23 protein-coding genes are annotated in these 23,980 nt (G+C 70.1%); 6 read left to right on the top strand and 17 right to left on the bottom strand.

Going from position 1 to position 23,980, the window contains the following annotated elements; genetic code table 11:
• Positions 1 to 51 precede the first annotated feature (51 nt).
• On the top strand, positions 52 to 1,623 hold the full coding sequence (gene lnt, locus OG385_RS29540) for an apolipoprotein N-acyltransferase (protein WP_266859270.1): 1,572 nt from the start codon (positions 52 to 54) through the stop codon (positions 1,621 to 1,623).
• On the opposite strand, the gene OG385_RS29535 is transcribed toward lnt, so the two are convergent.
• On the bottom strand, positions 1,547 to 2,452 hold the full coding sequence (locus OG385_RS29535; RefSeq protein WP_266859268.1) for a Gfo/Idh/MocA family protein: 906 nt from the start codon (positions 2,450 to 2,452) through the stop codon (positions 1,547 to 1,549). The genes lnt and OG385_RS29535 overlap by 77 nt on opposite strands.
• Positions 2,453 to 2,713: 261 nt before the next feature.
• Between OG385_RS29535 and OG385_RS29530 the strand changes: the two genes are divergently transcribed.
• Positions 2,714 to 3,226, top strand: coding sequence for a DinB family protein (locus OG385_RS29530; RefSeq protein WP_266859266.1), 513 nt, complete (start codon positions 2,714 to 2,716; stop codon positions 3,224 to 3,226).
• Between the two features lie 307 nt (positions 3,227 to 3,533).
• Positions 3,534 to 4,019: a hypothetical protein gene (locus OG385_RS29525; RefSeq protein ID WP_266859265.1), complete on the top strand. Its 486-nt coding sequence runs from the start codon at positions 3,534 to 3,536 to the stop codon at positions 4,017 to 4,019.
• Between the two features lie 40 nt (positions 4,020 to 4,059).
• Here the strand turns inward: OG385_RS29525 and OG385_RS29520 are convergent, their stop codons facing one another.
• The 6 genes from OG385_RS29520 to OG385_RS29495 form a co-directional block, all read right to left on the bottom strand.
• Positions 4,060 to 4,497, bottom strand: a complete 438-nt coding sequence (locus OG385_RS29520) for a hypothetical protein (RefSeq protein ID WP_266861254.1) — start codon at positions 4,495 to 4,497, stop codon at positions 4,060 to 4,062.
• Positions 4,498 to 4,618: 121 nt separating this feature from the next.
• Positions 4,619 to 5,302, bottom strand: coding sequence for a uracil-DNA glycosylase (gene ung / locus OG385_RS29515; protein WP_266859263.1), 684 nt, complete (start codon positions 5,300 to 5,302; stop codon positions 4,619 to 4,621).
• A 112-nt stretch (positions 5,303 to 5,414) separates the two neighbouring features.
• Positions 5,415 to 6,170, bottom strand: a complete 756-nt coding sequence (locus OG385_RS29510) for an SDR family oxidoreductase (protein WP_266859261.1) — start codon at positions 6,168 to 6,170, stop codon at positions 5,415 to 5,417.
• A gap of 37 nt (positions 6,171 to 6,207) precedes the next feature.
• On the bottom strand, positions 6,208 to 6,969 hold the full coding sequence (gene fabG / locus OG385_RS29505) for a 3-oxoacyl-ACP reductase FabG (RefSeq protein WP_266859259.1): 762 nt from the start codon (positions 6,967 to 6,969) through the stop codon (positions 6,208 to 6,210).
• A gap of 145 nt (positions 6,970 to 7,114) precedes the next feature.
• Positions 7,115 to 7,513: a DUF3037 domain-containing protein gene (locus tag OG385_RS29500; RefSeq protein WP_266859258.1), complete on the bottom strand. Its 399-nt coding sequence runs from the start codon at positions 7,511 to 7,513 to the stop codon at positions 7,115 to 7,117.
• Entirely contained in the window at positions 7,510 to 8,361 is an 852-nt protein-coding gene (locus OG385_RS29495) for a HipA family kinase (RefSeq protein ID WP_266859257.1), read from the bottom strand. Before OG385_RS29495 ends, OG385_RS29500 begins: the two co-directional genes overlap by 4 nt.
• Positions 8,362 to 8,647: 286 nt before the next feature.
• Between OG385_RS29495 and OG385_RS29490 the strand changes: the two genes are divergently transcribed.
• Positions 8,648 to 9,454, top strand: coding sequence for a lysozyme (locus OG385_RS29490; RefSeq protein ID WP_266859256.1), 807 nt, complete (start codon positions 8,648 to 8,650; stop codon positions 9,452 to 9,454).
• A 542-nt stretch (positions 9,455 to 9,996) separates the two neighbouring features.
• Positions 9,997 to 10,614: a transglycosylase SLT domain-containing protein gene (locus OG385_RS29485; protein ID WP_266859255.1), complete on the top strand. Its 618-nt coding sequence runs from the start codon at positions 9,997 to 9,999 to the stop codon at positions 10,612 to 10,614.
• A 311-nt stretch (positions 10,615 to 10,925) separates the two neighbouring features.
• On the opposite strand, the gene OG385_RS29480 is transcribed toward OG385_RS29485, so the two are convergent.
• From OG385_RS29480 to OG385_RS29470, 3 genes are all read right to left on the bottom strand, one after another.
• Positions 10,926 to 11,408, bottom strand: coding sequence for a DUF6314 family protein (locus OG385_RS29480; protein WP_266859254.1), 483 nt, complete (start codon positions 11,406 to 11,408; stop codon positions 10,926 to 10,928).
• Between the two features lie 46 nt (positions 11,409 to 11,454).
• On the bottom strand, positions 11,455 to 13,095 hold the full coding sequence (locus tag OG385_RS29475; RefSeq protein WP_266861252.1) for an MFS transporter: 1,641 nt from the start codon (positions 13,093 to 13,095) through the stop codon (positions 11,455 to 11,457).
• Positions 13,096 to 13,278: 183 nt separating this feature from the next.
• On the bottom strand, positions 13,279 to 13,791 hold the full coding sequence (locus tag OG385_RS29470; protein ID WP_266859252.1) for a GNAT family N-acetyltransferase: 513 nt from the start codon (positions 13,789 to 13,791) through the stop codon (positions 13,279 to 13,281).
• A gap of 190 nt (positions 13,792 to 13,981) precedes the next feature.
• Here OG385_RS29470 and OG385_RS29465 point away from each other — a divergent pair, with 190 nt between their 5' ends.
• Positions 13,982 to 14,935 (top strand): IS481 family transposase, encoded by a 954-nt coding sequence (locus OG385_RS29465; RefSeq protein WP_266855514.1) that lies wholly within the window; start codon positions 13,982 to 13,984, stop codon positions 14,933 to 14,935.
• Positions 14,936 to 14,972: 37 nt separating this feature from the next.
• Here OG385_RS29465 and OG385_RS29460 read toward each other — a convergent pair whose 3' ends face one another.
• From OG385_RS29460 to OG385_RS29430, 7 genes are all read right to left on the bottom strand, one after another.
• A complete protein-coding gene (locus OG385_RS29460; protein WP_266859250.1) occupies positions 14,973 to 16,733 on the bottom strand; it encodes an ABC transporter ATP-binding protein in 1,761 nt (586 codons plus the stop codon).
• Positions 16,730 to 18,379, bottom strand: a complete 1,650-nt coding sequence (locus tag OG385_RS29455) for an ABC transporter ATP-binding protein (RefSeq protein ID WP_266859248.1) — start codon at positions 18,377 to 18,379, stop codon at positions 16,730 to 16,732. The genes OG385_RS29460 and OG385_RS29455 overlap by 4 nt, the downstream gene beginning before the upstream one ends.
• A 176-nt stretch (positions 18,380 to 18,555) precedes the next feature.
• Positions 18,556 to 19,887, bottom strand: coding sequence for an MFS transporter (locus OG385_RS29450; protein ID WP_266859246.1), 1,332 nt, complete (start codon positions 19,885 to 19,887; stop codon positions 18,556 to 18,558).
• 262 nt (positions 19,888 to 20,149) lie between these two features.
• Positions 20,150 to 21,274, bottom strand: a complete 1,125-nt coding sequence (locus OG385_RS29445) for an acyl-CoA dehydrogenase family protein (protein ID WP_266859245.1) — start codon at positions 21,272 to 21,274, stop codon at positions 20,150 to 20,152.
• A gap of 1 nt (position 21,275) precedes the next feature.
• A complete protein-coding gene (locus tag OG385_RS29440; protein ID WP_266859243.1) occupies positions 21,276 to 22,109 on the bottom strand; it encodes an enoyl-CoA hydratase/isomerase family protein in 834 nt (277 codons plus the stop codon).
• Entirely contained in the window at positions 22,106 to 23,053 is a 948-nt protein-coding gene (locus OG385_RS29435) for an acyl-CoA dehydrogenase family protein (RefSeq protein ID WP_266859241.1), read from the bottom strand. Before OG385_RS29435 ends, OG385_RS29440 begins: the two co-directional genes overlap by 4 nt.
• Positions 23,050 to 23,979: an acyl-CoA dehydrogenase family protein gene (locus tag OG385_RS29430; protein WP_266859239.1), complete on the bottom strand. Its 930-nt coding sequence runs from the start codon at positions 23,977 to 23,979 to the stop codon at positions 23,050 to 23,052. Before OG385_RS29430 ends, OG385_RS29435 begins: the two co-directional genes overlap by 4 nt.
• Between the last annotated feature and the right edge of the window lies 1 nt (position 23,980).

Here is a 23,980-nt window from a genome sequence, read left to right as displayed (position 1 = left end):
GGAGACTGTCCGCACGAGGCTGCTCACCGGGCGGGAGCGAGGAGGCGCTGGATGCAGATTCCGCTGGAGCGACTGCGCAGAGCCGGTCGCTCGCCCTGGTGGCGCGGCGCCGCGGCGCTGCTGGCCGGGGGGTTGCCGATGCTCGCCTTCCCGGCGCCGTCCCTCTGGTGGTTCGCCTATGTGGCCCTGGTGCCCTGGATGCTGCTGGTACGGGCTGCGCCCACCGGGCGGCGGGCCGCCCTGGACGGCTGGCTCGGCGGCACCGGGTTCATGATCGCCGTGCACCACTGGCTGATTCCCAGCCTGAATGTCTTCATCGTGGTGCTGGCCGCGCTGCTCGGGCTGCTCTGGGCGCCCTGGGGATGGCTGGTCCGCTGGATGCTGGGCGGGGCGGCGAGCGCCGCGCGGGTGGCAGCCGCTCTGGTCGTGCTGCCCTCCGGATGGCTGATGGTCGAGCTGGTGAGGTCCTGGCAGGGGCTCGGCGGTCCGTGGGGGCTGCTCGGCTCCAGCCAGTGGCAGGTGGCCCCGGCTCTGCGGCTCGCCTCGGTGGGCGGGGTCTGGCTGGTGAGCCTTCTCGTGGTGGCGGTCAACACCGGAGCCGTGGCACTGCTGGTGGTCGAGTCGGCCCGTACGACGGCGGTGGCCGGGGTGCTGGCCTGCGCCGTCCTCACCGGGGCCGTCTGGGTGTGGGCACCGCGCCCCGAGACGTCGGGCGGGACCCGGATCGCGGTCGTCCAGCCGGGAGTCACCCGGGAAATCAAAGACCGGTTCGCCCGGAGTGAGGCCCTGACCAGGCAGCTGACCGGCCGCCACATCGACCTGGTGGTGTGGGGCGAGAGCAGCGTCGGTCATGACCTGGCCGCCCGCCCGGATCTGACGGCGCGTATCGCCCGGCTGTCCCGGGAGACCGGCGCGGACATCCTGGTCAATGTGGACGCCAGACGGTCCGACGCGCCGGGCATCTACAAGAGTTCCGTACTCGTCGGTCCGTCCGGGCTGACCGGCGACCGCTACGACAAGATGCGGCTGGTGCCGTTCGGCGAGTACATTCCGGCGCGTTCGGTGCTCGGCTGGGCCACCTCGGTGGGGCGGGCGGCGGGCGAGGACCGCAGGCACGGCACACACCAGGTCGTCATGAAGCTGCCCGGCGGGCTCCGGGTGGGGCCGCTGATCTGCTTCGAGACGGCGTTCCCCGACATGAGCAGGCAGCTGACGAGGGACGGCTCGCAGCTCCTGGTGGCCCAGTCGTCGACCTCGTCGTTCCAGCACAGCTGGGCGCCCGAGCAGCACGCGTCGCTGGCCGCGCTGCGGGCGGCCGAGAGCGGCCGCCCGATGGTGCACGCCACGCTCACCGGGGTGAGCGCGGTGTACGGCCCCGGCGGCGACCGGGTCGGCCCCTGGCTGGGGACCGGCCGCAGCACCGCGCAGGTGTACGACATCCCGCTGGCCCACGGCACGACGCTCTATGTCAGGTTCGGCGACTGGCCGGTCCACGGCGCGCTGGCCGTGCTCGCCGTGCTGTGCGCCGTCGAGGGGCTGCGCTCGGTCAGACGGCCTGCGCCTGAGCCCGCAGGACCACACGCTCGCAGAGTTCATGGGTCAGCAGGGCGTCCCTGGCGCTGAGCAGCTTGCCCGCCGCCACGGCGTCGAGGAAGGCCGTCACGCACTGCTCGATGCCACGCTGGCGGGCCACCGGTGTCCAGTCGCCGCGGCGGCGGACCGTCGGCTGCCCCTTGTGGTCGATGGTCTCCGCGAGATTGACGACCTGTCGCTTGGTGCCGTGGCCCGAGACTTCGAGGATCTCCTCGGTGGAGCCGCTCACCCGGTTCATCGAGCCGATCGCGGAGAAGCCGTCACCGGAGAGGTGGAGCACCACGTGGTGCATCAGCCCCGCACGGATCCGGGCCCGCACGTCGACGTGCTCGACCGGGCCCGGCGCCAGGAAGCGCAGGGTGTCGACGACGTGGATGAAGTCGTCGAGCACCAGGGTGCGCGGGTCCTCCGCGAGGTCAGTCCGGTTCTTCTGCATCAGGATCAGGTCGCGGGGGTGGTCGGCGCACTGGGCGTAGCCCGGTGCCAGCCGCCGGTTGAAGCCGACGGCGAGGCTCACACCGCGGTCCTCGGCGAGGGCCACCAGCCGCTCGGACTCGGCGAGTTCGTACGAGAGCGGCTTGTCGACATAGGTCGGCACGCCCGCCCGGAGCAGCCGGCTCGCGATCTCGGGGTGCACACCGGTCGGCGCGTGGACGAACGCGGCGTCAAGCCCCTGCGCGAGCAGGGAGTCCAGGTCGGTGTGGCACCGGTCAGCCGGGATGTGGAAGGTCTCGGCGGTACGGGTGAGGGTCGCCGGGGTCCGGGTCTGAAGATGCAGTTCGATCCCGGGCAGGGCCGTCAGTACCGGCAGATATGCCTTCTGCGCGATGTCCCCGAGCCCGATACAGCCGACCTTCACAGGGGTCTCCCTATCCGTCTTTCGATCTGTCCGTCTGCCGATGTGCCGCTCTGCCGACCGGCCTGGCGGCCGACCCCGTTGACCGACGCTCTTGACCGGCCTGTCGTGTCCCGGTGCCGTTCCCGGTGCCGTGTGTCTGGGCAGCATACGTGCGCCGCGGCGGCTGCCGACCGGCGATGTCCGCGAAGGAGCGCAGCACCGGAATGCCCGGCACCGATAAAGCATGGCGGGGCCGCCGACCCGTGGGTGATGATGCTCCGCATGACGACTCAGGAACGCCAGGAACCGCCGCTCAGGGCCGACGAACGCACCATGCTCGAAGGATGGCTGGACTACCACCGCGCCACCCTGGCTCACAAGTGCGCCGGGCTCGACGACAAGCAGCTGCGTGAGGCTTCGGTGCCGCCTTCGGAGCTGTCCCTGCTCGGGCTCGTACGGCATATGGTCGAGGTGGAACGGGGCTGGTTCCGCGAGGTGCTGGAGGGCGAGGACACCCCGCCGCTCTACTACAGCGAGGAAGACCCGGACGGGGAGTTCCATCTCACCGATGCGGACACCTGGGACGAGGCGTACAGCACCTGGCAGCGGGAGATCGCGTATGCCCGCGAGGTGGCGGCCCGCCACTCGCTGGACGACCTGTCCAAGGGGCTCAGCCGGCGGGGCGAGCAGTTCAATCTGCGGTGGATCTACACCCATATGATCGAGGAGTACGCCCGTCACAACGGTCACGCGGATCTGCTGCGCGAGCGGATCGACGGCGTCACCGGCGATTAGGGGCTGCCCGGCGGATCAGGTCGCAGGAATGAACCGGTGCCTGATCGGTCCCGGTGAGCGGGGTTTGGTGCGTCCAGCTGCAAGGCGGAGGAGGGCGTCGACGCGATGGGGGTCCCCCCGGCCGGAGGCTGGGGGAGTCGGCAACCGACGACAACGCCGCAGATGGGCGTACCAAACCCCGCGTCTGCGACACGATGCGCCGGACAGCCCCTAGGGGCTTCCGTCCGGATCTGCCGGGTCACCCGTGTGGGGCCAATCTCCGCTTCCGGTACCCGGAACGGCCCTTGTGGGCGGCAGAGTTGGACGGGTGCACCGAACGAAGATCATCACTCTGGCCCTGCTGGGTGCAGCCGTCTCGGCCGCCTCCGGCTGTGTGGCCGTCCCTCCGGCGCCCGCGCCCTCGCCCGGACCGTCCCGTACGCCCGGTCACCACGCGCAGCACACCGGCCCGCAGATCGCGCAGGGACCCCCGGTCGAGGCCCTGGAGACCGTGCCTCCCGGAAAGGGGTCCGGCCACCGGGGCGCCCCGCCCGTACCGCGCCCGGGCGGCGAAGCCGGGCGCGGTACCGGTACAGGTCCGGCGACGGCCCGCCACACGGTCCGGCCCGCACGCCCCCGTACGGCGCACCCCCGCCGCGTCCACCGGGCGCAGCCGGCTCCGCGGCGGTATCAGAAGCACCCGGTCCACCCGTCCGGCACCACGTCGGATGTCTGCGCGCTCGGCGAAGGCTACGGAGGCTGGTCGCCGGACAGCCCCCAGGCGCGGATCTGCCACCAGACGTACGGCCGGTGACGCACGAGCCCCCTCGCCCTGCCACCTCATCCCTCATCCCTCACCCCTCCCCCAGCCGCCACTCCATCCGTTCGATCGCCGCCCGTACGCCGTCTCCGTAGCCGTCGTCGGCCAGTTCGCCCGTCGCGGACCGCGCACGCCCCAGATGCACGCGCGCGGCCTCTCTGCGCTCCAGCTTCAGGTAGTCGGCCGCGAGGTTGAGGTGCAGGGAGGAGTAGAAGCCCCGGACGGCGACCGCGGTGTCCTGGCGGCCGACGCGCTCGTCGTCAAGGCCCTCGGCCGCGGCCAGTGCCCGCAGATCCCAGAGCAGCTCGTCCTCGGGGTCGTCCTGGGCATCCGCCATGTAGTGCGCGAGGGTGCAGCGGTGCAGCGCGTCGCCGGACTCGCCGATCTCGTCCCACAGCCCGGCGAACCGGTTGCGGGCCTCCTCCCGGTCGCCTCCGTGCAGCAGCATGATCACCTGTCCGATCCTGCCCATGACGACGTCCCCCGACGTCTCCCGCTGCGACTCCGTCACCGCTGCCTCCTGTCGCCGCACACAGATGTCCGGTCTATCCCGGCGTACCACCGACGCTAGCGGCAACCTCCGGTGATCCCCGTCAGCCCAGGTCGGGGATCCGCCAGTCGATCGGCCCGTGGCCCTGCTCGGCGACCGCCTTGTCGATCTGGGTGAACGGCCGCGAGCCGAAGAACTTCTTCGCGGAGAGCGGCGAGGGGTGTGCGCCCTTCACCACCACGTGGCGCTCCTCGTCGATCAGCGGCAGCTTCTTCTGCGCGTAGTTGCCCCAGAGGACGAAGACCGCGGGGTCGGGCCGCGAGGCCACCGCGCTGATCACCGCGTCCGTGAACCTCTCCCAGCCCTTGCCCTTGTGCGAGTTGGCCTCCGACGCGCGCACCGTGAGCACCGCGTTGAGCAGGAGGACGCCCTGCTCGGCCCACGGCATCAGATAGCCGTTGTCCGGGACCGGGTGGCCGAGCTCCTCCTTCATCTCCTTGTAGATGTTCCGCAGGGAGGGTGGCGTACGGACGCCCGGGCGCACCGAGAAGCAGAGACCGTGGCCCTGGCCCTCGCCGTGGTAGGGGTCCTGGCCGAGGATCAGCACCTTCACCCGGTCGTACGGCGTGGCGTCCAGCGCGGCGAAGACCTCGTCGCGCGGCGGGTAGACCGGTCCCCTGGCCCGCTCCTCCTCGACGAACGCCGTCAGCTCCTTGAAGTAGGGCTTCTCCAGCTCATCGCCGAGGACGCCGCTCCAGGATGCGGGCAGCATGTCGGTTCCGGTCACGTCAACAACCTCCGGTGTGCGATCCGTTCTTCATCACAGAACCTACCGGCGACCACTGACAACGGCCCCGGACGGATGTCCGGGGCCGTGCGGTGAGCAGGCTTAGCGGACGTCAGCCGACGCCGGCGTTGAGGAACATCCCGCCGTCGAGCAGCAGGGTCTGACCGGTGACCCAGCCCGACTGGTCGGACGTGAGGAACGCGGCGGCGCCCCCGATGTCAGCGGGCACTCCGAGCCTGCCCATCGGGTACGCGGCGGCCGCCTCCGCCTCGCGGCCTTCGTACAGCGCCTCGGCGAACCTGGTCTTGACCACGGCGGGCGCGATGGCGTTGACCCGGACCACCGGGGCGAACTCGTGCGCCAGCTGGAGCGTGAGGTTGACCATCGCGGCCTTGCTCATGCCGTACGCGCCGATCATCGGCGAGGCGGAGACACCGGCGATGGACGCGATGTTCACGATCGCGCCGCCGTTCTCCTTCTGCCACGCCTTCCAGGTCTGCTGGGCGAAGCCGAGCGCCGAGATGACGTTGGTCTCGAAGACCTTGCGCGCCACGTTCAGGTCCATGTCGGCCATCGGGCCGAACACCGGGTTGGTACCGGCGTTGTTGACCAGGTGGTCGACCCTGCCGAATGCCTCCATGACCCGCTCGACGGCCGCCGCCTGGTGCGCCTCGTCATGGGCCTTGCCCGCGATGCCGATCACCCGGTCGGCACCGAGCCGCTCCACCGCCGCCTTGAGCGCGTCCTCGTTGCGGCCGGTGATGCAGACCCGGTCGCCGCGGGCGACGAACGCCTCGGCGATGCCGTATCCGATGCCGCGGCTCGCGCCGGTGATCAGCGCGACCTTCCCGCTGTCCTGTGCAGTCATGTCCGTTGAACCCCTTGTGATTCCCGTAATTCCCTGATCAGTTGAGCGGGCCGCCGGCGACGTACATGACCTGTCCGGACACGAATCCCGCGTCCTCGCCGGTGAAGAAGGCGATGGCGTTGGCGATGTCCTCGGGCCTGCCGACGCGCTGCACCGGGATCTGGGTGGCGGCGGCGGCCTGGAACTCCTCGAAGCCCATGCCGACGCGCGCCGCGGTCTGCGCGGTCATCTCGGTGACGATGAAGCCGGGAGCGACGGCGTTGGCGGTGACGCCGAACTTGCCGAGCTCCTTGGCGAGCGTCTTGGTGAAGCCCTGGAGACCGGCCTTCACGGCGGAGTAGTTCGCCTGGCCGCGGTTGCCCAGCGCCGAGCTGGAGGACAGGCTCACGATCCGGCCGAACTTGGCGTCCACCATGTGCTTCTGGACCGCCTTGGACATCAGGAACGCGCCCTTGAGGTGGACGTTCATGACCGTGTCCCAGTCGGACTCGCTCATCTTGAAGAGCAGGTTGTCGCGGAGGACACCGGCGTTGTTGACGAGGATCGTCGGGGCGCCGAGCTCTTCCGCGACCCGGGCCACCGCCGCTTCGACCTGGGCGCTGTCCGAGACGTCACAGCTCACGGCGATGGCCCGGCCGCCCGCGGAGGTGATCTTCTCGACGGTGTCCTTGCAGGCCGCCTCGTCGAGGTCGAGTACGGCGACAGCGCGGCCCTCCGCCGCCAGACGTACGGCGGTGGCTGCGCCAATGCCGCGCGCGGCCCCCGTCACGATGGCAACGCGCTGCTCGGTGGTGGACATACTGGCTCTCCTCGCCCTCGGATCGCGGCCCCAGATCACTGAGCAACCGCTTAGTACCTTCAGCAGACGAGACGCTAGAAGGCCTGGCACCCGGTGTCAACGGCAGACGGGGTCAGCAGTGAACGTCACACCGGGTGCCACCCTCTCAGCGCACCAGCAGCCCGAGCAGCCGGTCGGCCTCGGCGGCCGGGTCGGCGGTCAGTCCGGTGTGCACAGGACCGGGCTGTACGACCGTCGAACGGGGTGCGATCAGCCAGCGGAACCGGCGCCCCGCGTCGTCGGGGCCCGCCTGTCCTGCGGCCTCTCCGCCGTGGCAGACCCCTTCGACGGCGCGCAGCGCGGCGCGTACCCCGACGACGTCGGCGTGCGGGTCGAGCATCCTCAGCTTCGCCTCGTCCAGATGTGTACGTGCGGCGACGAACGACCTGGCCCGGCAGTAAACCAGGACCCCCGCGTTGAACATCTCACCACGGTCGACCCGCGGCATCACCCGCACCAGGGCGTACTCGTAGACGTCCCGGCGACCGGGTTCAGACCCGGTCATCGGGTGCCGTCCTTCTTCTCGTCCCGCTGCCGTACAGGGGGCGCGAGGCGCTCGGAGAGCCAGCCCGGGGCGCGGGACGGACCGGTGGGGGTCTGCGGCCCGAACGTGATCCGGGTGTGCACGGAGGCGGCCCGCTCCAGCAGAACCTCCACATATGCGCGCCGCAGCTCGTCGGTGGTACCGAAGCCGGCCTCCTCCTCCAGCCAGGCTTCCGGTACGTCGGCGGCGACCTCGGTGAGCAGCTGCTCGGTGACCAGCGGCGCCAACTCGGCGGCGGCGGAGGCCACATCGGGGGCGAAGGTCGCCAGGACGTGGTCGGACGCGTCGTACGGCTTGCTGCCGTAGTTCTTCGCGGACGGCCAGTTGTGGTGCCAGATCATGGTGGCGCCGTGGTCGATGAGCCAGAGATCGCCGTGCCAGACAAGCATGTTGGGGTTCCGCCAGGAACGGTCGACGTTGTTGATCACCGCATCGAACCAGACGATCCGCCCGGCCTCCTCGGGACCGACCTGGTAGGCGAGCGGGTCGAAGCCGAGCGATCCCGGCAGGTAGTCCATCCCCAGGTTCAGCCCGCCGCTGGCCTTCAGCAGCTCCTGCACCTCCTGGTCCGGCTCGGACAGCCCGATGACGGGGTCCAGCTGCATCTGCACGAGCTCGGGCACCCGCAGCCCGAGCCTGCGTCCGAGCTGACCGCAGATGACCTCGGCCACCAGCGTCTTGCGGCCCTGCCCGGCGCCGGTGAACTTCATGACGTACGTACCGAGGTCGTCGGCCTCGACGATCCCGGGGAGCGATCCGCCCTCACGCAAGGGCGTGACATAGCGGGTCGCGGTCACCTCACTCAGCATTTTCCTGGGCCACCCGACTCTTCAACCTTGCCATCGCCTCCGGCATGAAGTGATCACAATATCCGAGCGCGCCAGTCGGGGGTGAGCGGCCGGAGGCCGTTCCGGCACCGGACCTCTGCCTCCGCACCACGTCCGCTCCGGCGTTCGGATCGCCGTCCGCCGTACGACGTATCGGGTGATATGAGCCGCGCCCTCCGCGCGCCTCACGGTGTGTTCCTCCGAACCCGCGCAGGCTGGGCACGACCCTTGGAGGCGTCTCATGTCTGTGCCCGCCACACCTCGCCAGATGTCGACTGTCCTAGCCGCTCTGGCCGTGGGTATTCCTGCCCTTGCCCTCGTGCTGTCCAGTACCGCAGCCGCCGCTACCGGCGTCCCCGAGCCCTCTCACCCCGGGGACGACTTCGCCGGCTCCCAGATCCTCAGACATGAGGACACCAGCAGGAGTGGCGTCAAACTCACCACCCCCCGGGGTACCGAGGGCGTCGACGTCAGCAGTTACCAGGGCAGCGTCGCATGGTCCCCGCTGCGGAATTCCGGCGTGAGGTTCGCCTACGTCAAGGCGACGGAGTCAACCAGTTACAAGAACCCGTCCTTCACCCAGCAGTACAACGGGTCGTACAAGGCCGGCATCATCCGGGGCGCCTACCATTTCGCCACTCCCAACACCTCCAGCGGCGCCACCCAGGCCCGGTACTTCCTGGCGCACGGCGGCGGCTGGTCCAAGGACGGCAAGACCCTGCCCGGCGCTCTCGATTTGGAGTACAACCCTTACGGCAGCTCCTGCTACGGACTGAGCCACCAGGGCATGGTCAGCTGGGTGAGGGACTTTTCCAGGACCTACAAGGCGAAGACCGGCCGGGATGTCGTCCTGTACACCTCCACCAACTGGTGGAAGTCCTGCACAGGGAACAACTCCGGGTTCGGCAGGACCAATCCGCTGTGGGTGCCGCACTACGGTTCATCCGTCGGAGCCCTGCCGGCGGGCTGGAAGTACCAGACCATTTGGCAGTACACCTCCAAGGGAGCGGCGGTCGGTGACCATGACCGGTTCAATGGGCGTTTCGACCGCGTGAAGGCCCTCGCGAACGGCTGACCAACCCCCTCACAGCACGGCAAGCCCGGGCCACGGCCCGACCCCCTCTCCTTACCTGACCTCGATCTTTCATAACGGCCCGCCGGCTACCCGGCGGGCCGTTTCGGTTGTTGGAGGGTGTCCTCGCGGCGGCCCCGATAAAGGGCAGGATGAGTGGGATTTGCTGTGTACGGGTGGTGACGCGGAGTAGGAATCAGGGGTGTCGGGACCGGTGATGTGTGAGCCCGGGCATAGGGCCCGCGTCACACAGGACGACACCTAGTAGATACACGGCGGACCTTTCCCGCTCATTGCGGGCCCCACCCCACCCCTGTCCGGTTTGTCGCTATCTGGGGTAGTAGGTCACACAATTGCCAACGCCCAAGGCGGTCTCGCAAGGTGTTGGACGTACCGGGGAGCCGAGCGCCGGACCGGGCGAACACACCGCCCGCCATCCAGACACCGGCCCCACGACACGCACCACGGCCCCCACCGGCCCACCCGTGTCGCCGACCCCCCAGTCGGCCTCCCCAAACGACGTCCCCGAATGGAGAGGTACACCCATGACTGCCACCACCCGCCACACCCTGAACCTCCGCAAGACCACCATCACCACCATCGCCACCGCAGCAGCCGCCGCCTGCGCCCTGACCCTGGCCCCGCACGCCCACGCCGCCGAGCACACCCCCACCACACCCGCCGCGGACTCGGCCGTCACCGCCGCCCAGATCACCAAGCAGGCCGACCACGCGGCCAAGGCCGCCCACGCCAAGCAGGCCGCCCACCACGCCGCGGCGAAGAAGGCCCCGACGGCCAAGCACGTCGACGCCGTCTCCGCGATCGTCAAGAGCACGAAGTACAGCAACAACCTCGACGGCTGGATCAAGGAATCACTGGCCATCATGAAGGCCAAGCACATACCCGGCAGCTACGAAGGCCTGCACCGCAACATCATGCGCGAGTCGAGCGGCAACCCCCACGCCCAGAACAACTGGGACGTCAACGCCCAGAACGGCATCCCCTCCAAGGGACTCCTCCAGGTCATCCAGCCCACCTTCGACACCTACCACGTCAAGGGCACCAAGAACAGCCTCACCGACCCCGTCGCCAACATCGTCGCCGCAGCCAACTACGCCGCCGACAAATACGGCTCGATGGACAACGTCAACTCCGCCTACTGACCAAGCGGAACCCCCACACCCCACGACCACCTGAGTCCGTGGGACGGCCAACCCCCAAGCGGGGACGGCAGGACTCAGGTCCTGGCGAGGGCTGGAACAGGTTCATGGGTGAACCCGTTCCAGCCCTCGTCCTCATTCCCCGCCACCGCACCCCCCGCACCGGCACCCGCCGTCCCCCGCGAACCGGTCAGCGGGCATCTGCGCCGGCGAGCGGCACCCCAGCCATGGACCCGGCCGGGCATGCCTCCTCAACCACCGGACTGAGCGTGGGGAGTTCGTCAGCCGCGTGCTCCTGTTCTTCGCCTGCGGTCTCAGATCCGGTGGTGCAGGGTCACCAGCCGCAGATCCTTGGTCGGGCCGCGTACCGTCCACACCACCCGCCAGCGGTCCGCTGCGAGCACGCTGAACTCGCCGCGGTAGACGTCCTCGGCGCACGGATGGTCGGCGACGCACCGTCCGTCGCGCAGGTCCAGGGGGTGGAACGGGCGGCCGTCGGCGAACCGTACGAAGGCCGCCCCGTCGCCGGCCCGCTCGAAGAGGTGCTCGCGGGATGCGGGCCGGGTCACCCCGCCCCAGGTGAACTCGCCGCGCTCGACGTGCCGCAGTTCCGCGCCGGGCTCCCCGCGTGTGAAGTCGGCCGTACCGCGGAAGGTGCCGTGCCGGTCCTGGGAAAGGTCGTAAACGGTCCGCTCGACCCGCCACCGTCCGGCGAGATAGCCGAGAGTGTCCGCCACCTGGTGAAGTCCGCCGGGCGGGGAGGCGTCCTCGCCCGGCGCCGTGTCCTGTCGTGCCACCGTCCCACCGCCCTGCCGGTCCGTCCATCCGCTCGCTGTCAGCAGTCTAGGCGGGCGCGGCGCCGTCCCCCTCGGGGCCCGGGGGCCCACCGGGACCGGGCAGCGGGCCGGCGTCGCGGCGTCGGCCGGGCTCCAGCGGCGGGAGCGCCGGGGCGCCGTGCACGGTGCACTCCGGGCGAGCGTGCGGGGTGTCCTCGGCGGGCCGCAGCACGTCGGGCGGCACCGTGAACCACGAGACCGCCGCGCCCAGCACCATGAGCCCGGCGCAGATCAGTACCGCCTCGCCGAAGGCGTGGTCGACCGTGGAGACGGTGCGGTATCCGCTGCCGGACAGGCCGACCGCGAGGGGCAGAGCGGCCACCGCCAGCAACTGCGCGACCCGGGCGGCGGCGTTGTTGACGCCGCTGGCGATTCCGGCCCGCCGTACGTCGACGGACGCGAGGACCGTCGCGGTGAGCGGTGCGACGAACATGCTCATGCCGAATCCGAGGACCACCACGGCGGGCAGTACGTCCGCCCAGTACGAGCCGCCGGGATGCACCCGGCGCAGCAGGACCAGACCCACCGCCGCGACCAGCGGCCCCAGGGTGAGCAGCGGGCGCGGGCCGATCCGCTGCGCAAGGGCGCCGGCCGGGCCGGACAGCAGCATCATCAGGATGGTGATCGGCAGCGAGGCCACCCCGGCGGCCAGCGCCTCGTACCCCAGGCCGTTCTGCAGCTGCGTGGGCAGCAGGAAGAACACCCCGCCGATCGCCGCGTAGAGACACAGGGTGACCAGGTTGACCGAGGTGAACAGCTTCACCCGGAACATCCCCAGCGGGAGCATGGGATGCCCGGTCCTGCCTTCCCGCCGTACGAACAGCGCGGTGAACAGCAGCCCGGCGAGCACCGCCGCGATCACCGTCGGCCCGAAACCGCCGGTCGCGTCGATCAGGGCGTACGTGATGCCGGCCAGGCCGAGGGCGGCGAGCGCGGCGCCGGCCACGTCGAACCGCCCGGTCGCCTGCCAGTCGCGGCTTTCCGGCACCCAGCGGACCGCGAGCAGCAGCACGGCGAGTGCGAGCGGCGCGTTGATGTAGAAGATCCACCGCCAGCCCGGCCCGTCCACCAGCCAGCCGCCCAGGAACGGCCCGACGGAGGTCGCCACGCCGCCCAGACCGGACCACAGCCCGACCGCCTTGGCACGGTCCTGTGCGCGGAAGGTGCCCTGCACCAGCGCCAGCGAGCCGGGCGTGAGCAGCGCCCCGCCGACCCCCTGCAACGCGCGGGCCGCGATCAGCGCTCCGTCGTTCGGCGCCAGCCCGCAGAGCACGGACGCCGCCGCGAACCACGCCACGCCGATCATGAAGATCCGGCGCCGCCCGTAGCGGTCTCCGAGCCCGCCGCCGAGCAGGATCAGCCCGGCGAGCGGGAGCATGTACGCGGTGATGGTCCACTGGAGCGCCGACAGCGGTACGTCGAAGTCGGCTCCGATCCGCGGCAGCGCGACGTTGACCACCGTGCCGTCCAGCATCGTCATGCCCGAACCGAGCACCGCGCAGGCCAGCACACCGCGCCCGGCCGTGGAGGCCAGCGGCAGGACCCCGGCCGCATCCGCCGGGCCCGGACCGCTCGCCCCGGACGTCGCGCCGGAGGGGTGGCCGCTGTCCCGTGCCACGTCACCGCGGCCCGGCTCTTCGTGGTCCATGCCGCGGTCCGCGGGGCCCTGGTCCACCCATCACCTCCAGTGGCGTTCGCCGTGCCGCCGGAGACAGGCGCGGATCGGGCGCCGTCGGCGGAACGGTTCGGACCCCAGCCTGGCGCAAGATCGCCGCGCACGCACCACCGCGGGCGGGCGGGCTCGTGCGCCGTTCAGTGCTCGGCGTTGGTGTCAGCCGGGCTGTCCGGTGAGCTGTTTGACCAGGAACCTACAGGGGTCGGCGACCTCATGGCGCAAGCCTTCGTCGTCCAGGTAGTGGTAGCGGTCGAGGTAGCGGCAGCCGGTTTCGTGGTAGCCGAGTCGGAGGTAGAGGGAGGCCGCACGGTGGTTCTGGTCGTCCACACCCAAGCCGAACCGGTGGTAGCCGTTGCGCCGCACCTGGGTCTCCGCCGCGTGGATGATGGCACTCCCGATGCCCTGTGACCGTTGCTGCGGCGGCCAGACTCCCAGGCCGTTCAGCTCAGGGCATTCCGGGAAGCGGTCGTGCACTTCGGGTGCTCTGCATCCGTGCCACAGAATCTGTGCTGTCCCGACGGGGATCCGGTCGGCCCAGGCGACCAGGAAGGTACTGAGACCTTGCTCCTGCGTTTCGAAGCGCATCGCATGGCGGTGTGTCTGTCCGGGTGAGGGCATCTGCCTCTCCAGGATTTCAAGATCGCCTTCTTGGCACGGGCGGATGTCCATGAGTGCTGCTTCCTCATCGGTCGGCGGCTGAATTCGGCTGCGCAGGCGGCACTTTGACGACAGGCCCTAGCTGTTCTGTCCGAGGAGGTTGTGGACGGGTGAGCGAGATCTCGGCTAAGGGATCTTGAAGGGGGAGGGCCTTCCGGGTTCGGTGTGGATTGCGACGTCTACACCAGCCCGAAAGGCCCTCATGCCTCACCGTAATGCACCTCTGACCGAGACCGGACGTCTGCGGGTGGCCCGCTGCGTGGTCGATGACGGATGGCCTCTGCGCCGGGCAGCGGAGCGTTTCCAGGTCTCGCCGACCACCGCCCAGCGATGGGCCGGGCGTTACCGCCAACTCGGCGAGGCCGGGCTGAGTGACCGTTCCAGCCGCCCTCACCGCAGCCCCCGGCGCACTCCGACCCGGACCGAACGCCGGGTCATCAAAGTCCGCCTCTCACGAAGGTGGGGACCGGCCCGCATCGCGCACCTGCTGGGCCTGGTGCCCTCGACCGTGCACCGGATACTGGTCCGTTTCGGCCTGGCCCGGCTCGCCCATCTGGACCGGGCCACCGGCCGCGTCATACGCCGCTACGAACGCGACCGGCCCGGCGAACTCGTACACGTCGACATCAAGAAGCTCGGCAACATCCCCAACGGCGGCGGCCACAAGACCCTCGGACGCCCGGCCGGCCGCAAGACCCGCTCCGGCACCGGATACAGCTACATCCACACCGCCGTCGACGACCACTCCCGCCTCGCCTACAGCGAGATCCTCACCGACGAGAAGAAAGAGACCGCCACCGGGTTCTGGCAGCGGGCACACGCCTACTTCGCCTCGTGCGGGATCACCGTCGAACGCGTCCTGACCGACAACGGCGCCTGCTACAAGTCCCACCTCTGGCACGAGACCCTGACGGCAGCCGGGATCGCCCACAAGCGAACCCGGCCCTACCGGCCACAGACCAACGGCAAGGTCGAACGCCTCAACCGCACCCTCCTCGACGAGTGGGCCTACGCAAAGCCCTACCAGTCAGAACAAGAACGACGCGACGCCTACCCCGCCTGGCTACACACCTACAATCACCACCGCGGACACACCGCGCTCAAGGGCAAACCACCCGCCACCCGCGTCCCCAACCTCACAGGGCAATACACCTAGCGCCAACTGCACGGGGCTGTCGTCGTGTTCACACGCTCTACCCCTGCCAGGCGCGCCACAGCCCTGCGTAGGCGCCGTTCCTGGCGAGGAGTTCCTCGTGCGGGCCGAATTCGGTGATCCGGCCGTCTTCGAGAACCGCGATCCGGTCGGCGTCCCGGGCGGTGTGCAGTCGGTGCACCACGGCGATCACGGTGCGGCCGCACGTGACGGCGGCCAGCGACCGTTCCAGGTGCCGCGCGGCCGAGGGGTTCAGCAGTGAGGTCGCCTCGTCCAGGATCAGGACGTCCGGACTCGCGAGGATGAGCCGGGCCAGAGCCAGTTGCTGCACCTTCGCCGGGTCCAGCGCCTGTCCCCCGGGCCCGACCGGGGTGTCCACGCCCATCGCCTCGGCCCAGTCCCATGCGTCGACCGCCCTCAGGGCGGCCGCCATCTCGTCTTCTCCCGCGTCCGGCCGCGCGATGGTCAGGTTGTCGCGCAGCGTGCCGCGGAAGACGTGGTGCTCCTGGGTCACCAGAGCCACCGTGCCGCGCCGCTCGGCGGGTGGCAGGTCCGCGATGTCCCGGCCGCCGATGGTGACGCCGCCGCTGGGTGGTCGGTAGATACCGGCCAGCAGCTTGGCCAGCGTCGTCTTACCGGCGCCCGATGGCCCGACGACGGCCAGCCATTCGCCCTGCCCGATGGTCAGGCTGATACCGCGCAGCGCCTCGTGCTCCGGCCGGTACGCGTAGCGCAGATCCCGTACCTCGATGTCCGGCGGCCCGGCCGCGCCGCCGTGCCCGTCCGGCGGCGCCGCGGCCGGGGTCCGGGGCGCCGGTACGGAGGCCGCGCCCCGGAACCGCGCGAGACCCAGCAGCCGGGCCAGCGCGGCACCCGCCGACTGGAGCTCGTCCAGCCAGAACATCAGCTGGTCCAGCGGGTTGAGCAGCTGCGAGGCGTACAGCGTGCCCGCGGTGACAGCGGCCAGGGATACCACTCCGTGCAGGTAGAGCGAGCCGCCGATGATCAGCATCGCGGCCACCGGCAGGGCGTAACTGGTGTCGCACAGCGGGAGGAAGACGTTCCGCAGCCGCAGGGTGTGGCGTTCGGCGGCGTAGGAGTGGGCGATGTCGTCGTTGAGCTGGTCCATACGGCGGGCGGTCAGTCGCAGCCCGTCGACCGTACGGGCGCCCTCGGCGGTCTCGGCCAGGCTCTCGGTCAGCCGGGAGTAGGAGGCGGCCTGGAGCAGATACCCCTGGTGCGCCCGGCGCAGGTACCAGCGGCCCGCGCCGACCAGCACCGGGACGGGGACCAGGCACGGCAGCAGCAGGACCGGGCTGATCAGCGCCAGGGCACCGAGGGTGAACGCGACGATGCCGATCGAGGTCAGGGTCGCCGGGATCGCGGCCCGGATGGCGTTGGACAGCAGGTCGACGTCCCGGGTCGTCCGGGTGATCAGGTCACCGCTGTCCGCGTCCTCGACGACCTCGGGCGGCAGGTCCAGCAGGTCCGTCACGAATTCCTCGCGCAGTGCGGCGAGGATCTTCTCGCCGAGCGCGGCGGCCGCGTACCCCGCGAGGCGTACCAGCACGGCCTGGCCCGCCAGACAGCCGAGGATCAGCAGAACCAGACGTTCCACCGTGTCCTTGCCCTGGGTCACGTCCGCGACCAGGGTGCCGAGCAGCCACGGGGCGAACAGCCCGGTGGCCGCCGAGCACGCCTGCAAGGCGATCACCAGGCCGAACTCGGCGCGGTTGGTCAGGACGGCGCGCCGCACATACGCGCGGAGTTCGCGGCTCGTGGCAACAGGCAGCGCGCTCATGCGACGGCCGTCCAGCGCTCGACCAGGGACCGGTAGCGCGCGTCCGCCATCAGCGACTCATGGGATCCCTCGGCTGCCACCGTGCCGTCGAGGACCAGCGCCACGTGATCGGCCCGGTGCAGCAGCAGGACGCTCGTCGTGAACACGACGGTGGCCCTGCCCTGGCGCAAGTGCACGATTCCCTCAGCCATCCTGCTCTCCGTATGCGCGTCGACAGCGCTGGTCGGGTCGGACAGGACCAGGACTTCCGGATCGGCCATCAGGGCGCGGGCCAGCCGCAGGCGCTGCTGCTGGCCCCCTGAGAACTCCCGGCCGCCCGCGGCCACATGGGTGTCGAGCCGCTCGGGCAGCGCCTCGACGATGTCCCGGGCGGCGGCCGCGTCGACGGCCGCCCACAGCTGGTCGTCGGAGCCGGAGCCGGAGCCGTCCGGCCTGCCCGTCGGGTTCAGTTCGCGGCGCAGTGGTCCCGCGAACAAGTGCTCGTCGGCGGTGGTGACGAGGATCCGCTCGCGCACCCCGGCCAACGGCAGTTCGGCCAGCGGGCGTCCGGCGTACGTCGCGCCGGACTCGATGTAGCGTCCCAGCCGGTCGGCCAGGGCGGCCGAGTCGCCCGCGGAGCAGACGACGGCGGTCAGGCCGTCGGCGGGCACCCGCAGGCCGGATTCGGGGTCGGCCAGGACACCGGTGCCGGGCATCGCGCCCGATGCGGGGCCCGGGCCGACGTCGGGCTCCGTCCGGAGCAGCCGGATGACGTTCGTGGCGGCCACATGGCCCTGCATGGCCTTGGAGACGGCGAAGGTGATCTGGTTGGTGGGAATCACCAGGTACGTGGCGAACCCGTAGAAGGCCACCATCTGACCGGCGCTCAGCCGCTCGGTCAGTACCAGCTCCCCGGCCAGGGCCACCACTCCGGCGAGCAGCAGGCTCGGCAGGAACGTCCTGGCCGCCCCCAGGAGCGCTGAGGCCCGCGCCTGTTGCAGCGCGACGGACCTGAGGCGCTGCGAGCCGTCACGGTACCGGTCGGCGAACAGCTCCTCGCCGCCGATTCCGCGCAGGACCCGCAGTCCTCGCACGATGTCGACGGACTGGTCGGTGAGTTCTCGCTGCTGTGTGCGGAGATGGCTCTGCCTGCTGCGCAGGGTGCGGGCCAGGCGGGTGGTGATGAAGAGGATGACCGGCACCGCGACCAGCACCAGCAGGCCGACCTGCCAGGAGGCGAACAGCATGAGTACGGCGACGACGACGAACCCGACCGCTCCGCCGACACCGCGGGCGCCGACCTCCAGGGTCTGGCCGATGAGGCTGATGTCCGAGACGCCCACCGTGACGAGGTCGCCGGCCGAGGACTTCCGGTCGAGCGTCGTGCCCAGTTCACATGCCTTGCGGGTGGCTAGCCGCATGGTCTCGTACCCGGGCTCGACCTTCAGCCGCAGTTCGAGGCGCTCCACGAACAGGGCGGACAGCGCCGTGGCGATGCCCAGTCCGAGGATCGCCAGGCCCCACAGGACGAGTGCTGTCTGGTCCTTCGCCACCAGGCCGGTGTTGATGGCCTGGCCGATCACTGCCGGTGTCAGCGCCAGTCCGCCCGACCACATCATGTTGAAGACACAGTCGGACAACAGGAGGCGGCGATGTCCGGCCGCCATCCACAGCAGGTAATGCCACGGGCCGCGTATGTCCGGCTTCCCGTGATCCGTTCCGGAGAAGCTCCGCACACACGCCTCACTCGTAGATCGGTACCGACGTACAACATGGCGAAGCTCCTGGCGGACGGGTTCTCGAACAGGATGACCCGTACTCACCAGGAGCTTGGCGTGCTTGTCTACTCTCCGCCGGTCGATCTGTCCAGCACGCCCTGCGTCACCTGACCGAGTGGCTCCGCGCCCGGGTCCTCGGACAGGTCCCGGCCGCGGGTTTCGGCGGTGCGCCAGATGGCGAGTGCGGTGATCAGCCCGCAGACGATGGCCAGGATGGCGAGGGGGGTGCTGGAGATGCTGCCCGAAGCCGAGAGCCGGCTGCTCGCGAAGAGCGGAGTGAAGCCACCGCCGATCAGTGCGGCCAGCTGGTAGCCCATGGATGCTCCGGTGTAGCGCACCTGGGTGCCGAACATCTCGGACAGCAGTGGGCCCAGCGGTGCGTACATCGCGTTCTGCACCACCTGCCCGAGCACCATGCCGAGGATCAGCAGAGCGACGGACCCCGTGTTGATCAGGGCGTAGATCGGGAAAGCGAGCAGGACGATACCTGCGGCGCCCCCCATCGACACCGCCCGGCGGCCGACGCGGTCCGACAGCGCGGAGAAGAACGGGATGGCCACCAGCCCGGTGATCGAGGTGGCCGTGAGGCCGGTCATCACGTCGGACGTCTCATACCCGACGGCCTTGGCGTAGGTGAGCATGAAGGTCCCGATCAGGGCGGTCAGGGCGAAGGGGCCGATGCCGACCGCGCAGGCGAGGACGAGGACACGCGGCGCGCGCAGCACCTGTGCCAGGGGGATACGGGGTGGCTGTGCCGCGGCCTGCTCATCCCGGGCCCGCGCCGCCTGCTGGAACAGCGGGCTCTCCGTGACGCTGATGCGCACATACAGGCCGATGCCGACCAGCAGCGCGCTGAACAGGAACGGGATGCGCCAGCCCCACGCCATGAACCGGTCCTGGGGAAGGAGCGTGATCGCGGTGACCACAAGGCTGGACAGGAGGAATCCGATCGGTGACCCCATCTGCATCACGCCGTTCCACAGGCCGCGGCGCCGTGCGTCGGCGTGCTCGACGACCATCAGCGTGGCGCCGCCCCATTCACCGCCGATGGCGATGCCCTGGACGATACGGAACAGGATCAGCAGCACGGGAGCCGCGACGCCGATCGTCGCGTACGTGGGCAGCAGTCCGATCAGGGAGCTCGCCGCGCCCATGAGGACCATCGTCACGATGAGCACGGTCTTGCGTCCGAGCCGGTCGCCGAAGTGCCCGAAGACAGCGCCCCCGACGGGCCGCGCGACATAGCCGGCGGCCAGTGTCCCGAACGAGGCGATCGTGCCGACCGTGGAGTTCGACTCGGGGAAGAACAACGGGCCGAAGACCAGGGCTGCCATCGTGCCGTAGAGCAGGAAGTCGTAGTACTCGATGACGGTGCCGAGCAGGCTCGACAGTGCCACTTTGCGCAGCAGTGCGGGATCCGTTGCCGTGGGTGGTATCCCGGACCCTGCGGATCTCTCGGGGCTTTCCGGGGACGACGCGGAGGGTGCAGCGGACATGCCTGACTCCCTTGAGCGTGAGGGATGTTGCGGGTTGGTGAACGATGAGCGGTTTCCGCGGTGTGTGCAGGGCCCGTTCTCCTCGGTGATTTCCGGGAGAACGGGCCTCACATGAGCGAGACCTGGATCAGTTTTCCTGTGACCGGCAACTGCGCGACGGCTCTCAGCCTTTGCTGTCGAGCCCGAACGCCTGTCGTGCGATGAGTCCGCGCATCATTTCCGATGTTCCGCCGCCGACGGTTTCCAGGATCGCCTGCCGCCACATGAACTCGACATCGGTGTCCCTGATCAGCGCCTCGCCCGATCCGAACTCCATGGCCGAACGCGCGATCTCCTGGGCGAGCAGGGTGCCGGCCAGTTTGTGGTACGCCGCCGGGACCGCCGAGGGTTCACCGCTGATGATCTCGCCGAGCAGCGCCAGCGCCAGCGCCTCGGCCTCCGCCACTTTCACAGCGAGGTCGCACAGCCGCCGGCGGACGACGGGATCGTGGCTCAGGCCCGACTTCTCCGTCCAGGTGAGGAGGTCCTGGAGGTCCCTTCGCAGCCGCTTCGGCGGGAACTGGACATGTCGTTCGACCGCGAGCGCGGACGCGACCACCTGCCACCCGTCGTTCTCGCCGCCGACCCGGTTCCCGGCCGGGACCCGTACGCCGTCGAACCGGACCTCGTTCAGGCGACCGCCGTCATGGGTCGGGATCGGGGAGACCGAGACGCCGGGCTGGTCCAGGGGGACGATCAGGACACTGAGTCCGCGCGATCTGCTGTCGGGGGCTCCGGTCCGGCAGAGCAGCCAGATGCAGTCGGCCCAGTGGGCGTTGGATGTCCAGCACTTCGCGCCGTTGATCTCGTAGTCGTCACCGGCTCGCGTCGCCCGGGTCCGCACTGCCGCCAGATCCGAACCGGCGTCCGGCTCCGAATAGCCGAGCGCGAAGTTGATCTGTCCGAGCCGGAGCCCCGGGAGGAAGCGTTCGCACTGCTCGGCCGTCCCGTGGGTCATGAGCGCCTTGGCGACGAGGCCGGGACCCATCGGCGGCCGGGCGACCCGCGCATAGGCCATCTCGTCCCACAGGATGAACTCGTACGCGGGTGACAACCCCCCGCCACCGAACTCCGCGGGCCAGGACAGTGACAGCCAACCGCGCTCCCCGAGCGCCCGGTAGACCCTCCGTACGCCCTCCCCCGTGCCCTCACGGCGGTGGAAGTAGCCGTCCAGCCCCTGGAAGTCGGCGAGGAACTCCAGTACCTCGCTGCGAAACGCCTCCTCCTCGGGGGTGAATCCATAGTCCATGTCAGTCGTCCTTGCCGGCCGCGGTGGTCCACTTCGGTTCGCGCCCCTCGCTGAACGCCCGGGGGCCTTCCTTCGAGTCGGGGTGTGCCCAGTGCATCCGCAGGAGCGACCATCCGTACTCGCACGCCTGGGTGTATCCCATTTCCAGCGACCCCCAGATCGCCTGCTGCGAGAGCGACACCGCGGCCGGCGAGTTCTTGGCGATGCACTGCGCCATCTCTTCGGCTGTGTCCATGAGTTGTCCGTGGGCGACCAGTTCGTCCACCAGCCCCAGCTGGTACGCGCGCTCGGCCGGCATCCGGTAGCCCTTGCCCATCAAGGTCATCCGCAGCGCGGAGCCCAGCGGCAGCCGCTTGGCGAGACCGATGTTCTCCATCGCCCCCACCAGGCCGACATTGACATGGGTGTCCATGAAACTCGCCTGCTCCGATGCGACCACGATGTCGGCGTCGACCACGAAGTGCAGCCCGGCTCCGGCCGCCAGGCCGTTGACCGCGCAGATGACCGGCTTCCACACCCGGTTCTGCCGCGGCGACCAGAAGACCTCGTCGGTCAGCGGCCCCGTGCCGGTGCTCATGCCGCCCCGGCCGGCGACGACGTTCACGTCCGCGCCGGTGCACAGGTGCCGGTCACCTGCGCCGGTGACGATGGCCGCCCGGATCCACGGGTCGTCCCTGACCTCACTCCATACGGCCTTCATCTGCGGCATCATCGTGCCGGTCAGGGAGTTTCCCTTGTGCGGTCGATTGAGCGTGATGTACGCGACGTGTTCACGCTTCTCGAAGAGCACCTCCGGCTCTTCGACGTCCGCCGGATGATCCTGGTCCTGCGTCATTCCCGACCACTCTCCGAATACATCGCCAATACCTGTTCGCCTGTTTCGTTCGCATGTGACGGCAACATGGAGAGCTGCCGGATGCGCTGCGCGATGTGGCCGACCGGCCCTTCCACGGAGTAGCCCATGGCACCGTGCGTCTGGTGGGAGACGAAAGCCGCGTCCATGGCGGCTCTCGATGCGGACAGCCGCGCGGCGGACGCGAGGCCGGACGCCTGGGGGTGACCGTGGTCGACGGCCCGCGCGGCGACCTTGATCAGCTTCTCCGCGGCCTCAAGTCCGAGGCCGGCGTTCGCGATGGGATGTGCGACGGCTTGAAAGGTGCCGATGGCGCGGCCGAACTGGACTCGCGTACGTGCGTGCTCGACCGCGGCGTCCAGCACGCGCTTCCCCGCGCCCCACAGATACCCGGCGAGCGCCATGTTCGAGAGGTCCGTTCCCTCCCGAACGCCTTCCAGGGGGAGAACGCGCTCCAGCGGAACACGTCCCCATGGCTCGTTGCCGAGGGTCTCCAGCGGGTTCACCTCACCGGCAGGACGCGCGAGCCAGGCCCGCTCGCCGTCCGTCTCGATGAAGACGTCGGCGACCGGCGACCAGGGCATCAGCGGGGGGCATCCCCAGGACACCAGGCTGTCGCCGGAGACCACGGGGAGCGAGTGCGCGGACGGCAGCGTATGTGCCGCGAAGACGGTGGCCGCCAACGGCCCTGGCGCGAAGGCACGTCCCAGCTCCATGGCGACGGCGGAGATCTCACCCGCCCCGCCCTCCTCACCGGGCACCGCCAACGACAGCACGCCGAGTTCGGCCAGCCCGTACCAGAACGGCCAGGGAAACGAATCCGAACCCGCACGCTGGACTTCTTCGGGGCACCGGGCCGCGCAGTAGCTCCGGACGGACCCGGCGAGCGCTTCCTGATCCGGGGTGAACGTGACAGGTTCGCTCATGCCGCCGCGACTTCCCAGCGAGATGTCACCACGGCACGCCGGTGCGCGCGCAGTCCACCGAGCTCCGCTCTGAGCGCTTGCAGGCGAAGCGTCCAGAGGTGGAGGTCGTGTTCCCTGGTCAGCCCGACAGCACCCGTGATCTGGTGTGTTTCCCGCGTCAGCCGGTTCAGTGCGGCCATCGTGTGCGCGGCGGCGACAGCCGACGACTCCGTGGTGGCGCCACGGAACGCCGCCTCGTAGGTGAGCCAGCGCGCCCCTTCGACCAGCACGCTCACCTCGGCGAGACGGTGCTGCAACGCCTGGAACGAACCGAGGGCGCGCCCGAACACGGTGCGGTCCTTCGCGTACTGGACGGTGAGGTCGAACGCCCTCTGCATCATCCCGAGAGCCTCGGCACAGACCCCGACACGCCACCAGTTCATCATCGTCTGTGACGTCCCGGGAGCGAGGTCCTCGGCGCGGCGCGGAACCACCCGGGCCAGCGGATAGCCGTACGCCGACGGAACCGGCTCCGCGTCGTCAGGACTCAGCTCCGCCGCAGCGCACCGATCAGCCCCGGCGGTGAGGATCTGCCTGGCCTCGCTGCCGTACCGCACCGGGCCCGACCCGTCGCCGCCGGCCAGGACGACCGGGCCCTCGGGTACCGGCAGCCCGAGCGCGGGCAGCACGAGCAGATGCGGTACCGGAGTGATCGCGCCGAGTTCGGCACTGATCTGTTCGACCGCGAGGGTGGCTTCCAGCGGCCCCGCGCCGTCCTCGCCGAACACGTCGAGGAAGCCGGCCGCGCGCAGCTCGGATTCGAGCTCGTGGTCGTATGCCCCGCGCTCGGCGAGCTCTCGGCAACGCTGGGTGCCGGCGTGCCGGCTCAGCAGGGTGCCCAGTGCGTCCAGCAGCGCGTGTTGCGTATCCGATCGTTCGAAATCCACG

The organism is Streptomyces sp. NBC_01306 (assembly GCF_026340465.1).
Lineage (GTDB): Bacteria > Actinomycetota > Actinomycetes > Streptomycetales > Streptomycetaceae > Streptomyces.
This window is presented reverse-complemented; position numbering and strand designations above follow the sequence as displayed.

What these genes read in the sequence shown, in the direction of transcription:
- OG385_RS29460 (WP_266859250.1), bottom strand. Translation starts at nt 16,733, where the DNA reads ATGAGCGCGCTGCCTGTTGCCACGAGCCGCGAACTCCGCGCGTATGTG.
- OG385_RS29530 (WP_266859266.1), top strand. Translation starts at nt 2,714, where the DNA reads ATGACGACTCAGGAACGCCAGGAACCGCCGCTCAGGGCCGACGAACGC.
- OG385_RS29470 (WP_266859252.1), bottom strand. Translation starts at nt 13,791, where the DNA reads ATGGACATCCGCCCGTGCCAAGAAGGCGATCTTGAAATCCTGGAGAGG.
- fabG (WP_266859259.1), bottom strand. Translation starts at nt 6,969, where the DNA reads ATGTCCACCACCGAGCAGCGCGTTGCCATCGTGACGGGGGCCGCGCGC.
- lnt (WP_266859270.1), top strand. Translation starts at nt 52, where the DNA reads ATGCAGATTCCGCTGGAGCGACTGCGCAGAGCCGGTCGCTCGCCCTGG.
- OG385_RS29445 (WP_266859245.1), bottom strand. Translation starts at nt 21,274, where the DNA reads ATGGACTATGGATTCACCCCCGAGGAGGAGGCGTTTCGCAGCGAGGTA.
- OG385_RS29490 (WP_266859256.1), top strand. Translation starts at nt 8,648, where the DNA reads ATGTCGACTGTCCTAGCCGCTCTGGCCGTGGGTATTCCTGCCCTTGCC.
- OG385_RS29495 (WP_266859257.1), bottom strand. Translation starts at nt 8,361, where the DNA reads ATGCTGAGTGAGGTGACCGCGACCCGCTATGTCACGCCCTTGCGTGAG.
- OG385_RS29510 (WP_266859261.1), bottom strand. Translation starts at nt 6,170, where the DNA reads ATGACTGCACAGGACAGCGGGAAGGTCGCGCTGATCACCGGCGCGAGC.
- OG385_RS29455 (WP_266859248.1), bottom strand. Translation starts at nt 18,379, where the DNA reads ATGGCGGCCGGACATCGCCGCCTCCTGTTGTCCGACTGTGTCTTCAAC.
- OG385_RS29500 (WP_266859258.1), bottom strand. Translation starts at nt 7,513, where the DNA reads ATGACCGGGTCTGAACCCGGTCGCCGGGACGTCTACGAGTACGCCCTG.
- OG385_RS29465 (WP_266855514.1), top strand. Translation starts at nt 13,982, where the DNA reads ATGCCTCACCGTAATGCACCTCTGACCGAGACCGGACGTCTGCGGGTG.
- OG385_RS29435 (WP_266859241.1), bottom strand. Translation starts at nt 23,053, where the DNA reads ATGAGCGAACCTGTCACGTTCACCCCGGATCAGGAAGCGCTCGCCGGG.
- OG385_RS29520 (WP_266861254.1), bottom strand. Translation starts at nt 4,497, where the DNA reads ATGGGCAGGATCGGACAGGTGATCATGCTGCTGCACGGAGGCGACCGG.
- OG385_RS29440 (WP_266859243.1), bottom strand. Translation starts at nt 22,109, where the DNA reads ATGACGCAGGACCAGGATCATCCGGCGGACGTCGAAGAGCCGGAGGTG.
- OG385_RS29475 (WP_266861252.1), bottom strand. Translation starts at nt 13,095, where the DNA reads ATGGACCACGAAGAGCCGGGCCGCGGTGACGTGGCACGGGACAGCGGC.
- OG385_RS29485 (WP_266859255.1), top strand. Translation starts at nt 9,997, where the DNA reads ATGACTGCCACCACCCGCCACACCCTGAACCTCCGCAAGACCACCATC.